Source organism: Streptomyces sp. SGAir0957 (genome assembly GCF_043523415.1).
Window position 1 is genome coordinate 7,972,102 of sequence record NZ_CP027293.1, and the last position, 11,087, is coordinate 7,983,188.

Annotated in this window: 13 protein-coding genes; 7 read left to right on the plus strand and 6 right to left on the minus strand. The window is 72.7% G+C overall.

The window, feature by feature from the left end:
• Nucleotides 1–40 precede the first annotated feature (40 nt).
• A complete protein-coding gene (locus C1N81_RS41520; protein WP_394436619.1) occupies nt 41–409 on the plus strand; it encodes a VOC family protein in 369 nt (122 codons plus the stop codon).
• Nucleotides 410–524: 115 nt separating this feature from the next.
• Here C1N81_RS41520 and C1N81_RS41525 read toward each other — a convergent pair whose 3' ends face one another.
• Nucleotides 525–1,085: a GNAT family N-acetyltransferase gene (locus C1N81_RS41525; protein ID WP_394436622.1), complete on the minus strand. Its 561-nt coding sequence runs from the start codon at nt 1,083–1,085 to the stop codon at nt 525–527.
• 207 nt (nt 1,086–1,292) lie between these two features.
• Between C1N81_RS41525 and C1N81_RS41530 the strand changes: the two genes are divergently transcribed.
• Both C1N81_RS41530 and C1N81_RS41535 read left to right on the plus strand, forming a co-directional pair.
• Complete coding sequence (locus tag C1N81_RS41530) at nt 1,293–1,991, plus strand: restriction endonuclease (RefSeq protein WP_394436625.1); 699 nt, start codon at nt 1,293–1,295, stop codon at nt 1,989–1,991.
• Nucleotides 1,992–2,023: 32 nt separating this feature from the next.
• Entirely contained in the window at nt 2,024–2,785 is a 762-nt protein-coding gene (locus C1N81_RS41535; protein ID WP_394436627.1) for a nucleotidyltransferase domain-containing protein, read from the plus strand.
• Between the two features lie 17 nt (nt 2,786–2,802).
• Here the strand turns inward: C1N81_RS41535 and C1N81_RS41540 are convergent, their stop codons facing one another.
• Together C1N81_RS41540 and C1N81_RS41545 are read right to left on the minus strand one after the other, a co-directional pair.
• The gene (locus C1N81_RS41540) at nt 2,803–3,351 is read right to left on the minus strand and encodes an EF-hand domain-containing protein (RefSeq protein WP_394436630.1); all 549 of its coding nucleotides are present in this window, start codon (nt 3,349–3,351) and stop codon (nt 2,803–2,805) included.
• Between the two features lie 58 nt (nt 3,352–3,409).
• Nucleotides 3,410–4,093 (minus strand): hypothetical protein, encoded by a 684-nt coding sequence (locus tag C1N81_RS41545; RefSeq protein WP_394436632.1) that lies wholly within the window; start codon nt 4,091–4,093, stop codon nt 3,410–3,412.
• Nucleotides 4,094–4,366: 273 nt separating this feature from the next.
• Between C1N81_RS41545 and C1N81_RS41550 the strand changes: the two genes are divergently transcribed.
• Together C1N81_RS41550 and C1N81_RS41555 are read left to right on the plus strand one after the other, a co-directional pair.
• Nucleotides 4,367–4,810 (plus strand): Hsp20/alpha crystallin family protein, encoded by a 444-nt coding sequence (locus tag C1N81_RS41550; RefSeq protein WP_394436634.1) that lies wholly within the window; start codon nt 4,367–4,369, stop codon nt 4,808–4,810.
• 126 nt (nt 4,811–4,936) lie between these two features.
• The gene (locus tag C1N81_RS41555) at nt 4,937–5,440 is read left to right on the plus strand and encodes a DUF2267 domain-containing protein (RefSeq protein WP_394436635.1); all 504 of its coding nucleotides are present in this window, start codon (nt 4,937–4,939) and stop codon (nt 5,438–5,440) included.
• Nucleotides 5,441–5,466: 26 nt separating this feature from the next.
• Here C1N81_RS41555 and C1N81_RS41560 read toward each other — a convergent pair whose 3' ends face one another.
• Complete coding sequence (locus C1N81_RS41560; RefSeq protein ID WP_394436636.1) at nt 5,467–6,411, minus strand: SDR family oxidoreductase; 945 nt, start codon at nt 6,409–6,411, stop codon at nt 5,467–5,469.
• A 115-nt stretch (nt 6,412–6,526) separates the two neighbouring features.
• Here C1N81_RS41560 and C1N81_RS41565 point away from each other — a divergent pair, with 115 nt between their 5' ends.
• Nucleotides 6,527–7,120 (plus strand): TetR/AcrR family transcriptional regulator, encoded by a 594-nt coding sequence (locus C1N81_RS41565; RefSeq protein ID WP_394436638.1) that lies wholly within the window; start codon nt 6,527–6,529, stop codon nt 7,118–7,120.
• A gap of 133 nt (nt 7,121–7,253) precedes the next feature.
• A complete protein-coding gene (locus C1N81_RS41570; RefSeq protein WP_394436640.1) occupies nt 7,254–7,898 on the plus strand; it encodes a dihydrofolate reductase family protein in 645 nt (214 codons plus the stop codon).
• 28 nt (nt 7,899–7,926) lie between these two features.
• Here the strand turns inward: C1N81_RS41570 and C1N81_RS41575 are convergent, their stop codons facing one another.
• Together C1N81_RS41575 and C1N81_RS41580 are read right to left on the minus strand one after the other, a co-directional pair.
• Nucleotides 7,927–9,171: a PucR family transcriptional regulator gene (locus C1N81_RS41575; protein WP_394436642.1), complete on the minus strand. Its 1,245-nt coding sequence runs from the start codon at nt 9,169–9,171 to the stop codon at nt 7,927–7,929.
• Nucleotides 9,172–9,430: 259 nt separating this feature from the next.
• Nucleotides 9,431–10,837 (minus strand): MFS transporter, encoded by a 1,407-nt coding sequence (locus tag C1N81_RS41580; protein WP_394436644.1) that lies wholly within the window; start codon nt 10,835–10,837, stop codon nt 9,431–9,433.
• Nucleotides 10,838–11,087 lie beyond the last annotated feature (250 nt).

Here is an 11,087-nt window from a genome sequence, read left to right on the forward strand (position 1 = left end):
CGCTGGTGCCACCTTGGCGGGCGGTGTTTGCATGGCGCCCATGACCGACCACAACGCGGCTCCCGCCCGCTTCAAGGACCTCGCGCTCGACGCCGTCGACCACCAGACGCTCGCCGACTGGTGGTGCGCGGCGCTCGGGTACCGGCGCAGCCCGTCGGACGAGGGCGAGGTACGGCCCCGCGAATGGCCCGTGCCGATCGAGGACCCGAGCGGGAACGGGCCGCTCATCTGGATCAACCCGGTGCCGGAGAAGAAGACGCTCAAGAACCGGATGCACCTCGACGTGTGGGGCGACCCCGACCGGCTCGTGGAGCTGGGGGCGACCTTGGTCCGGGCACGCGACCACGAGATCGCGTGGCATGTGCTGGCCGATCCGGAGGGCAACGAGTTCTGTGTGTTCGTGAAGTGACGGGCCGTGGGTCAGCACTGGACGGAGACGGGGGACGGTGAACGGGGGACAGGCAACGGGGAACGGGGGACAGGCAAAGGAGGACGGTGAACGGGGCTGGGGACCGGGTGGCCCGTTACCGGTGGCGTTCCCAGTCCGCCTTGTCGAGGACGTACTCCACCTCGCCTTGTTCGGAGCCCGCGATCTTCTCCGGCCACTCCCCGGTGAAGTGGCGGAGGAAGGACAGGCCCGCCCTCTCCATGACCCGCCGGGACCGGACGTTCACCGCCATGGTGTTCGCGGTGACGCGCTCCACGCCGAGGTCCGTGAACCCCTTGTCGATCAGGGCTCTCGAACCTTCCGTGGCGTAACCCCGGCCCCAGGCCGCCTTGTTGAGCCGGTAGCCGAGTTCCACCAGGGCAGGGCTGTGCTCGTCGAGGGGCCGGAACTCGAACCAGCCCAGGAAGGCGCCGCTGCTCCGCTCCTCGGCGGCCCAGTAGCCACGGGTGCCGATGCACGGGTGGACGTGGAGGAGCCGCGGCAGGGTTCGGGCAAGGATCGCTTCCCGGCTTGTCGGCTTCCCGCCGTTCAGGAAGCGCATGACGTCGGGGTCGTTGTCCAGGGTGAGGAGGTCGTCGGCGTCGGCGGTGGTGAAGGGGCGCAGCGCGAGTCGGCCGGTCTCCAGGAACACATGCATGCCGCGATCTTCCCCGAGGGGGAGGGGAGGGGGCAGTGATTATTCGTCGAGGGCCGGTTGTCAGTGGCCCGTGCCAGCATGGGTGAGCGTCGGCAGTGATGGCGGAGGGGGAGCCGTGGTGCGGAGCGACAGGTACAGGCGTAGGTACTGGCGCGGGGACGGTACGGAGGTCATCGACCCGGTCCGCTTCCCGCGCGACGGTGAGCGATGACCGGGCGGGCCCCCGCGCGGCGCCGCCGACGCCGTCCGAGCAGACGTCGGCAGCGACGGCAGGCGCACCTGCTCACCGGCTTACTGGGAGCGGCGGTCACCCTGTATCTGGCGGGCGCCGCGATCAGTTGGCTTGTGGCCCACTGGTGGGTGCTGGTCGTGCTCGGGCTCCTCGCGGTCCTCGCGGGCGTCGGCCTCGTGCGGCAACGGCAGCAGCGGGCCGCCTGGGCGGACGCGCGGCGGCGGGGGCTGCGCTACGCCCTGGTCCAGCTCGACGCGTTGCACCACCGCGATTTCGAGTACGCGGTGCGCGACTTGATGCGGCGCGACGGGTGCGCGGACGCCCGGCAGGTCGGCGGGGCCGGGGACAACGGGGCGGACGTCCTGGCCACCGATCCGCTGGGCCGCCGCTGGGTGATCCAGTGCAAGCACCGCAGGGCCGGGGCGGACGGTTCGGCGGTCGGCACGCCGGACCTGCAGCGGCTGAACGGGACGGCGCGGCCGTTGCACCGTGCGGATGTCGTGGTGCTCGTGACGAACGGCCGGTTCTCGTCGAAGTGCCCGCCGCTGGCCCGGCAGTTGTCGATCGCGCTCGTGGACCGGCAGACCCTGGCCACCTGGGCCGCGGGCGCACGGCCTCTGTGGGAGCTGTTGCCGTCGGTGCCGCCCCCGAGACGTCCCACTTCGTTGAGCTGAGATCCGAGCGACGGAAAGAGGTTCCTGGCGGTATGACGACGAACGAGACTGATCTCCTCCTGAAGCGCTTCGTCTCCGAGATCCAGCAGGCGGTGCCGACGGTGGCCGTATGGGCGCACGGCTCACTCGCGCTGGGCGACTTCCAGCCGGGCCGCAGCGACCTGGACCTCATCGCGGTGGTCGAGAAGGAGCCGGACACGGAGCGGAAGACGGCGCTGGCGGGCATCCACCGAAGACTGCTGGCCGAGGAGCCGGCCGCCGCCAAGCTGCACTGCTCGTACATGGCGGTGACGGCGCTCGGCGAGGTCGGGGCCGACCATGTCACCTGGGCGCACCGTACGCTCTTCGCCCGGCCGGTGACTCCGGTGACCCGCGAGGAACTCCTCACCGGCGGGCTCGTGCTCCACGGCCCGGCCCCGTCGGAGCTGCTGCCGCCGCTCGCGCCCGGCGCGTTGCGGGAGTTCGTCCGGCACGACCTGGAGAACTACTGGCTGCCCGCCACCGGCAAGCCGTGGCGCTGGCTCAAGGACCCCTGGGTGGACCTCGGCCTGCTGGTCCTGGCCCGCGCCGACGCCACCTTGCGCGACGGGCGGCTGATCTCCAAGCGCGAGGCGCTGGCGGATCTGGCCGCACTCGGTGCGCCCGAGGACGTCGTCCGTGACATCCACGACCGCCGCTACGGGGACCCGGCACCGATCGGCCTGCGGCAGCGCGTACGCCGGGGGATGCGGGCCCGTGCCTTCGTGCGGCGCGGCATCAGGCAGACGCTCGCAAGGACACGGAACGCGGAGTAGGCCGCCTTGTCACGGCTTCACGAGAGGCGGCCGAAGAGGTGGTTCGCCGCCGCGCCGGGGTCGTCGCCGTAGAAGAACTCGGCGGCGGCCCTGTGGTATTCGGCGCGGGAGAGGGCGCCCGAGGCGTCGAGGTCGAGTGCGCTGAAGACCTCGGCGCACTCCTCGTCGGCGGCCCGTCCGGTGCTGCCGAAGATGTGGGTGAACTCGGTGCGGGTGATCGCGCCGTCGCCGTCGCTGTCGGCCAGGTCGAAGAAGCGGTCGGCGACCGGGGCGAGTTCCTCCGGGTAGCGGGCGCGGTCGGTGAAGGCGGCGGTGAACGCCTGTGTGAGTTCGGCCGAGGTCACCCGGTCGTCCTTGTCGAGGTCGAACGGGGCGATGACGGACTCCCAGAACCGGTGCATGGTCTCGTACATCTGCCGTGCCTGCGGGGCGTCCGTGAGTATGCCGCGGGCCTGGACGTAGCGCTCGCTCATGAGGACGACGTCCTGCCGGGTGATCGCCCCGTCCCCGTCGACGTCCGCGGCGTGGAACCAGCGCTCGTACTTGCGTGTGCGCAGCTCGGTCATAGGCGCAACGTAGAGCCGCGGATGCGGTTCGGACAGGCCCATTCCCGGTCGCCGCGCCTCAGTGCGCCTGTTCGCGCCGCGCGGTGACGGCGGCGCGCCGGGCGTCCGCGTCGCCCAGGGCGCGGCTGACCTGCCGGGCGAGGGCGGGGTGGCCGGTGAGGTGGGTGCGCAGGTCGGCGAGGGGGCCGAGGAGCCGGGCCGCGTCACTGTGGTCGAGCGCCTCGCGGACGCGGTCGAGCGGGGGCTGCGCGGTGCCCGGGAGGTCGGCGAGCGCGGCGAGCCGCCCGGCGAGCAGCCGCAGTTCCCCGGCGTGCTCGCGGGCCCAGGAGGTGGCCTGCCGCTCGGCGGCGCGTTCGTCGCGGACGGCCTGGGCGCGCTGATCACCGGTCGACCCGGGGGCACCGGGGCGCAGGCGCAGGTAGCGGCGCTCGGCTGCCTGGCGGCTGTTGACACCCATGGGCCGGGCCAGGCTGGCCCAGCTGGCGCCCGCGTCCCGGGCCGTCTCGATCAGGGACGCCTCCCAGCCGGCGATCTGCCCGCGCAGCTCGCGCAGGAGGATCAGGGCGTCGAGCGCGGCGTCGACGCCGGGGGCGGGGACCTCGGGGGCGTCGTCGTGCGCGGCGCGGGCGGACCGGGTCATGTCCCGCAGGGCCGCGTAGGCGGCATGGAAGGAATCGGGGGCCTGCGCGTCGGGGTGCGGGTGCGGGGGCTCGGACTGGGACTGGGGCTGAGGCTGGGCCATGGCGGCTCCTCCTGCGTCTGTCGCTCACGGTCGCTCATCGCGTATCGCTCTGCCGAGCCGCACGGAGCGTGTCAGTTGGTCCTGTGACCCGGCGGAGCGGGTCAGTGGGTCCGGTGACCCGGCGGAGCGGGTCAGTTGGTCCTGTGACCCGGCGGAGCATGTCATCGATCGGCTGACGTGGTCGCTTGTCATCGTTCCGATGACATGCTACAACAACGTCAGGTGCAGCGCATGAGGCATGAAATGCCCTGGAATCCTGGAGGTGTAGCGACAATGCTGATGCGCACTGACCCCTTCCGTGAGTTCGACCGTCTCGCCCAGCAGTTGTTCGCCACAGGCGCCGGCACGTGGTCGAAGCCCACGCAGATGCCGATGGACGCCTACCGCGACGGCGACGCCTACGTCATCGCCCTCGACCTGCCCGGGGTCGACCCCGACGCCGTCGACATCGACGTGGAACGCAACATGCTGACCGTGAAGGCGGAGCGCCGCCCCGCGGTGACGGGCGAGGGCGTCCAGCTGGAGCTCTCCGAGCGGCCGATGGGGGTCTTCTCGCGGCAACTGGTCCTGGCCGACTCGCTGGACACCGAGCGCATCGAGGCCACGTACGACGCGGGTGTGCTGACGCTGCGCATCCCGATCGCCGAACGCGCCAAGCCGCGCAAGATCAACGTCGGCCGGGCGAGCGACAGCGGGCCCAGGCAGCTGTCCTCCTGAGCTGTCCTCCTGAGCCCCGGCGCCCCCGCCCACCCCACTGACCGCCAGGGGGCCGGCCGTGCGTCCGGCAGGCGCGCCCGGCCCCCGGCGGTCCGACCGTGCGATGTGTGAAAGGCCACCGCTCCCATGTCCACCCCCTCCTTGACCACCCCCTCCTCGACCACCCCCTCCTCCTCGACCCCCTCCTCCACCCCGGCCCGCTCCGACGCCGCCCTGCTGGAGCTGATCCGCTACCAGGGCGCCTACGCCACCCCGGAACAGGCGGAGCGCGTCACCGCCGCCGTCCTCGACGCGCTCGGACAGCAGATCGTCGGTGACGAACGCGTCGATCTCACACGCCAGTTGCCGCCGCGGGCCGCCCGGCGCTTCGCCCAGGCGTTGCCCGCCCCGCGCCCGCTGACGGCCCACGCCTTCGTCAAGGCCCTCGCCGAGTCCACGGGCGCGCCCTACGCCACCACCCGCTGGCACGTGGGCTCCGTCCTGGGCGCCCTGGCTCGCACCGTGGACAAGGAGCTGCTCCAGCGCATCCTGGCGCAACTGCCCAGCGGGTACGCCCTGTTGTTCGGGCAGGCCGACCTCATGGTGGCGGCGCGCCGCCTGCCGGCCGACCAGGTGGTGCAGGCGGCCTGACGGCCGCTCCACCCGGCAGGCGCGGCTCAGCTGCCGGGGAACGACACCTTCGTCAGCTCCTCGGAGACGCGCCACAGGCGCCGTGCCTCCTCGGGGTCGCCCAGCCGGGAGTACAGCTTCTGCTCGGCCGGCGGCCCTCCGAGGTGTCCGAACCCGCTCGGCCCGTACATGCGCCCGGGCTCGGCGTCGGGCGCCGTCGCCGCCTGGAGGGCGGGGAGCTGGGCGCTCTCGACCGTGCCGAGGAGGATGCCGCGCCGGGAGAGGGCGCTGATCAGCTTCCTGCCGCCGGTCTCCTTGGCGCGGCCGACCTCGGGGCGCGCGGCGAGCAGGTTGGTCGGGGCGACGCCGGGGTGGGCGAGGTTGCTGGTGACGCCCCAGTCGTGGGCTTCGCTGAGCCGTTGGAGTTCGAGCCCGAAGAGCCCGAAGGCGATCTTCGACTGGCTGTAGGCCTTCATTCCGTTGTAGGAGCGTTCCCAGTTCAGGTCCTGCCAGTTGATGGCACCCCGGTTCGCGGCGACGCTGATCTGTGAGGTCACGCGGGCCCGCCCGGCGCGCAGCAGCGGCAGCAGATGGCCGGCCAGGGCGAAGTGGCCGAGGTGGTTGGTGCCGAACTGCAGCTCGAAGCCGTCGGCGGTCGTCTGCCGGTCCGGCGGGGTCATCACCCCGGCGTTGTTGACGAGGAGATGGATCGGGCGGCCGTCCTCGCGCAGGGTGTCGCCGAGCGCAGCGACCGAGTCGAGGGACGACAGGTCCAGGGTGTGCAGGGACACGTCCGCCCCGGGGACGGCCTGGGTGATCCTGTCGATCGCGGCCCTGCCCTTCTCCGGGTTGCGCACCGGCAGGAGGACCTCGGCGCCCGCCGCGGCGAGTCTCGTCGCGATGCCGAGGCCGATGCCGTCGCTCGCGCCGGTGACGAGCGCGCGCCGTCCGCCGAGGTCGGGCAGGGTGAGGTCGATGGGTGTGCGCGGCATGAGCCCCTCCAGAGGTCGTCTCGCCGAACCACGGGTGGTGGCTCCCTCTTAATGTATGCATCGATCACAATGTATGCAACGTCTACATGCGGCGTGTCCGGTTTAGGCTGACGCCATGACGAAGCGCCCCTACCACCACGGAGACCTCCGCGCCGCCCTGCTCGAACGGGCCGAGCACACATTGCGCGAGCGGGGATCGGACGCGCTGTCCCTGCGGGAACTCGCCCGCGACCTCGGCGTCAGCCCGGCCGCGCCCAGTCGCCACTTCAAGAGCAAGCAGGCGCTGCTCGACGCGCTCGCCCTGGCCGGTTTCGAACGGCTCGTCGGCACGCTCGCGGCGTCCCGGGAAGGTGTCGGCCCGACGTTCGCCGAGCGCCTGGCCGCCATGGCCCGCGCCTTCGTCGGCTTCTCCTTGGCGAACGCCGCCCTCCTCGACCTCATGTTCTCGGCCAAGCACAGCCCGGAGGCCTCCCAGGACCTGGGGGACGCCGCGCGCCGGTGGATGGAGCAGGGGCTTGAGCTGGTCGCCACCGGACAGCGGCACGGCGAGGTCAGGGAGGGGCCCCTGGAGCGCGTCGCCCTGACGGTGTTCGCCCCGTTGCACGGGTACGTGGGACTCGCCGTGAGCGGCGTGCCGCTGCCCGACGCGGGCGACCGCGGGCTCGACGATGTGATCGCGTCGATCGTTCGCGGGTGCCGTCCGGACTGAAGGTCGCGGGACGTGTCGATCCGGCCGCTCCCCGTTCGACGTCGTGGTGTGCGGGGCGTTCCCGCACCCTGATCGCGCGACCCGGACCGGGACCGCGACAGGGACCGAACGGACAGGACGGACGGGTCAGCGCGTGGAGCAACTGCTGAGAGTCATGAACTTCATGGTGTCGACCGACGGGATCGCCGCCGGTGTGGACCAGACCCTTGAGCGGCCTTTCGGGGTCGACCGCCCCGAGCGGCTGTTCTCCTGGGCCGGCTCCACGGCGAGCTGGCCCAACCGTACGGAGCCCGGCGGAAGCCGCGGGCTCGACGACTACTTCACCCGGGACTTCGCCCGCAACATCGGCGCCGAGATCATGGGCCGCAACAAGTTCGGGCCCCAGCGCGGGCCCTGGCAGGACGACGAGTGGCGCGGCTGGTGGGGTGAGGAGCCGCCGTTCCGGACTCCGGTGTTCGTCATGACCCACCATCCGCGTCCGTCGTTCAGCCTCTCCGACACCACGTTCCACTTCGTCGAAGGCGACCCCGCGTCGGTCCTGCGGCAGGCGCGGGAGGCGGCCAACGGCCAGGACGTCCGGCTCGGCGGCGGGGTCACCACCGTCCGGCAGTTCCTCGACGCCGACCTCGTCGACACCCTGCACGTGGCGGTCGCGCCCGTGGAGCTCGGGTCGGGGCTGCGGCTCTGGGACTCCCCGGACGAGCTGCGCGACCGCTTCCACCAGGAGGTCGTGCCGAGCCCGAGCGGCGTGACGCATCACCTGTTCTGGCGGCGGTGACGCGCGGCCCGGCCGTCGGGCGCGGGGCTCACGTGCCCCGGCCCGCCTGCGCCCCGGGCGCCTGCGGCGAGCGGCGCAGGCTCAGGGCCCGTAACGCGAGCTGCATCTCGAACTGGGCCGTCGTGTCGCGCAGTCGGTCGCCGAAGACCTCCTCCAGCTGGCGCAGGCGGTAGCGGACGGTCTGGGGGTGCACGGCGAGGCGGTGGGCGACCTCGCTCGCGTTGCGGGCGCAGCTCAGCCAGCACAGCAGGGTCTCGGCGAGCCGCTCGCGCTGCGGGGAGCGTACGGCGTCGAGCGGGCCGAGATGCTGCCGGGCGAGCGCGTCGACCAGGTCCTCGTCGCGGAAGAGCAGCAGCGTGGCGAGGTGGTCGGTGCAGCGGACGAGACCGGTGGCGGGCAGCGCGCCACGGCGTACGAGGTCGAGCGCGTCCCGGGCCCAGCGCAGGGACCGGGCGCCCTCGCCGAGCGCGACGGTCGGGCCGAGCGTGGCGTTCAGGCCCCGTAACGCGGCGGTGATCGCCCGCTGCCGTCCTGGGCCCTCCGGGTCGGGCACGACGACGACGCCGGACTGGCCCTCGAAGCGGGCGAGGAACTCGGGAGGCACGATGGGGCGGACCGCCTCGCCCCGGCCCTCGGTCACCACCAGGGCGATCTCCTTCGGCACCGGCCACTGCGCGGTGTGCGCGAGATCGGCGACGGCCTCGGGGGAGACCGGCGGATCGACGGTGAGCAGGTCGATCAGCCGGCTGCGGCGCTGCTGGAGTTCGCCTGCCGTGTGCAGCCGGGCCTCCGTGTAGCCGGCGGTGGTGGCGGCCGCCATCTCGTCCAGGTGCAGGAACATGGCCTCGCCGAACGCGACGAGGACGTGCTGCGGGAGGCGGTCCGCCCGGACCAGTTCGCTCACCCGCCGCCAGGTGACGCGGGCGCCGAGCCGCAGCGCCGCCTGGAACGAGTCGAGGCTGCGGCCCTCGTCGGCCTCGCCCCGTCCGATGCGCTGGTAGGTCGCCTTGACGTCCTCCCAGTCGGTCTCGGAGTCCGCGACGCGGGCGAGGAACCCCTCCAGGGCCTGCTCGACGCCGCGGTGCACGACGTGCATGTACGTCTCGTCCATCGGCCGGGCGTACTCGGCGATCTCGGTTCTGATGGCCCGCACGACCTCGTCGGTGAGGTCACCGAGGAACGGCCGCAACTGGTCGTGGAGTTCGGCGGGGAAGCACCGGAACGCGGTGTTGTCCGTAGGGCGTTCGGCCGTGGTGCGGGCTCCGTCGGCCATGAGGCTCCCTCTGCGCGTGGGGTCATCAGGGGCTCGGCGACGATACTGCCCGGCCGCCGGACGCGCCCCGTCGGGAACACACAGATTCGGCGGCGCGGTCTGTCACCCGGGTGACAACGCGGCGGTGTGTTCCGCGCGTGCGGGCGAGGAGGGGGCCGTCCCCGTCACCGGAGTGACAAGACACGTGGGTGTCACGTGGGTGTTTCGCGCGGGCGGACACAAGTGCGGGCAATGTGTCGTGCGCCACCCCGCACACGTGTCATGCGCCACCCCGGGCCCGGCGCCGGAGTGTGGCCAAGGTGATCAGGGCGCCCACCGACACACACATGGCCGCGAGGCGCAGCCCGGTGTCGTACCCGTCGAGGAACGCCGTGGGCGGGTCCGCGCCGTCGCGCAGCGCGTCGCGTTCCGTGCGGGTGAGGACGATGCCGATGAGGACCACGCCGAAGACGCCGCTGATCTCGCGCGCGGCGCTGACCAGGCCGGACGCCGTCCCCGTGCGGGAGGCGGGAACGGCCTCGACGGAGCGTACGGTCAGCGGCGTGGTCAGCGACGAGCCGACACCGATGAGGACGAGGCCCGGCTGGAGGTCGGCGTACGCGGCACCGGCGCCGGCCTGGGCGACCAGCAGCAGCCCCGCCGCGACGAGCGCCAGTCCGGCCGCGATGGAGCGGTGGGCGCCGCCCGCGAGCCGGGCGGCCCGTTCGGCGAACGGCGTGCACAGCAGCAGCGCGGCGGCCAGCGGAAGGAAGGCGAGTCCCGCCTCGACCGGCGAGAAGCCCAGGACCTGCTGGAGGTAGAGGGCGGTGAAGAAGAACACGCCGTTGACGCCCATGCCCCACAGCACCTGCGCGGCGATCCCGCCGACGAGGAACCGGTCGCGCAGCATCCGCAGGTCGAGCAGGGGCAGGCGGGTCCGTGCCTCGACCACCAGGAACGCGAGACCCGTCGCGGCCGAGAGGCCCAGGCACAGGGGGACGGGCGGCGCGGTGAAGGTGTCCTCGCCGCCCTTCACCAGCGCGTAGGTGAGGAGGAACAGGGAGCAGGCGGACAGGGCCACGCCCGGCAGGTCGAGGAGGACGGCCAAGCGGCCCGCCGGGCGCCCGGGGCCCGCTGACGGGACCGCCGGGACGAGCAGCAGGGCGAGCCCCCCGAACGGCACGTTGAGCAGGAACACCCAGCTCCAGCCCCAGTGTTCGGTGACGAGGCCGCCGATGACGGGCCCGAGCGCGAGGGCGACGGCGAGGGCGGCCGTCCACAGTCCCACGGCGGTGGAGCGGCGCCGCTCCGGCAGATCGGCGGCGACGATCGCGAGCGAGGCCGGGATGACGAGCGCCGCTCCGGCGCCCTGTACGGCGCGAGCCGCGATGAGCGCGGTGCCGCTCGCGGCGAGAGCCGCCGCGGCCGAGGCGAGGGTGAACACGACGAGCCCGGCGGTGAGGACGGGGCGCCGCCCGCAAAGGTCGGTGAGGCGTCCTCCGGCGAGAAGCAGCGCCCCGAAGGAGAGCACGTAGCTGCTCGCCACCCATTCCAAGTCGGCGATGTTCAGGCCCAGTTCGGACCGCAGCGTGGGCAGGGCGACGTTGATGACCGTGTTGTCCAGCGTGGTCAGGAACCCGGCCACGCACACCAGGGCGAGGAGCGCCGACAGTCTTCCCCGGTGCATGGCCGCCCCGCCCCTCGGTCGATCGCACAGGTCACGTGCTCGTGGAGTGCCTCATGGAGTTCCCCTGGATTGTGGACGCGCGGGCGCGGCGCGCTCTCCTGCGGCGGCTGCCGATTCGGGGCGTGCGGGTTGTCACCTCGCTGACAGTCAGTCTCACAACAACTGTCAGCGTCCCGTCTTTCTCACCCGTCCCACGGCGGCGGAACCTAATGCCTTGGCCGCACGGTCCGTCACCACTGCCCGTCCTCAC

What these genes read in the sequence shown, in the direction of transcription:
- C1N81_RS41520 (WP_394436619.1), top strand. Translation starts at nt 41, where the DNA reads ATGACCGACCACAACGCGGCTCCCGCCCGCTTCAAGGACCTCGCGCTC.
- C1N81_RS41525 (WP_394436622.1), bottom strand. Translation starts at nt 1,085, where the DNA reads ATGCATGTGTTCCTGGAGACCGGCCGACTCGCGCTGCGCCCCTTCACC.
- C1N81_RS41530 (WP_394436625.1), top strand. Translation starts at nt 1,293, where the DNA reads ATGACCGGGCGGGCCCCCGCGCGGCGCCGCCGACGCCGTCCGAGCAGA.
- C1N81_RS41535 (WP_394436627.1), top strand. Translation starts at nt 2,024, where the DNA reads ATGACGACGAACGAGACTGATCTCCTCCTGAAGCGCTTCGTCTCCGAG.
- C1N81_RS41540 (WP_394436630.1), bottom strand. Translation starts at nt 3,351, where the DNA reads ATGACCGAGCTGCGCACACGCAAGTACGAGCGCTGGTTCCACGCCGCG.
- C1N81_RS41545 (WP_394436632.1), bottom strand. Translation starts at nt 4,093, where the DNA reads ATGGCCCAGCCTCAGCCCCAGTCCCAGTCCGAGCCCCCGCACCCGCAC.
- C1N81_RS41550 (WP_394436634.1), top strand. Translation starts at nt 4,367, where the DNA reads ATGCTGATGCGCACTGACCCCTTCCGTGAGTTCGACCGTCTCGCCCAG.
- C1N81_RS41555 (WP_394436635.1), top strand. Translation starts at nt 4,937, where the DNA reads ATGTCCACCCCCTCCTTGACCACCCCCTCCTCGACCACCCCCTCCTCC.
- C1N81_RS41560 (WP_394436636.1), bottom strand. Translation starts at nt 6,411, where the DNA reads ATGCCGCGCACACCCATCGACCTCACCCTGCCCGACCTCGGCGGACGG.
- C1N81_RS41565 (WP_394436638.1), top strand. Translation starts at nt 6,527, where the DNA reads ATGACGAAGCGCCCCTACCACCACGGAGACCTCCGCGCCGCCCTGCTC.
- C1N81_RS41575 (WP_394436642.1), bottom strand. Translation starts at nt 9,171, where the DNA reads ATGGCCGACGGAGCCCGCACCACGGCCGAACGCCCTACGGACAACACC.
- C1N81_RS41580 (WP_394436644.1), bottom strand. Translation starts at nt 10,837, where the DNA reads ATGCACCGGGGAAGACTGTCGGCGCTCCTCGCCCTGGTGTGCGTGGCC.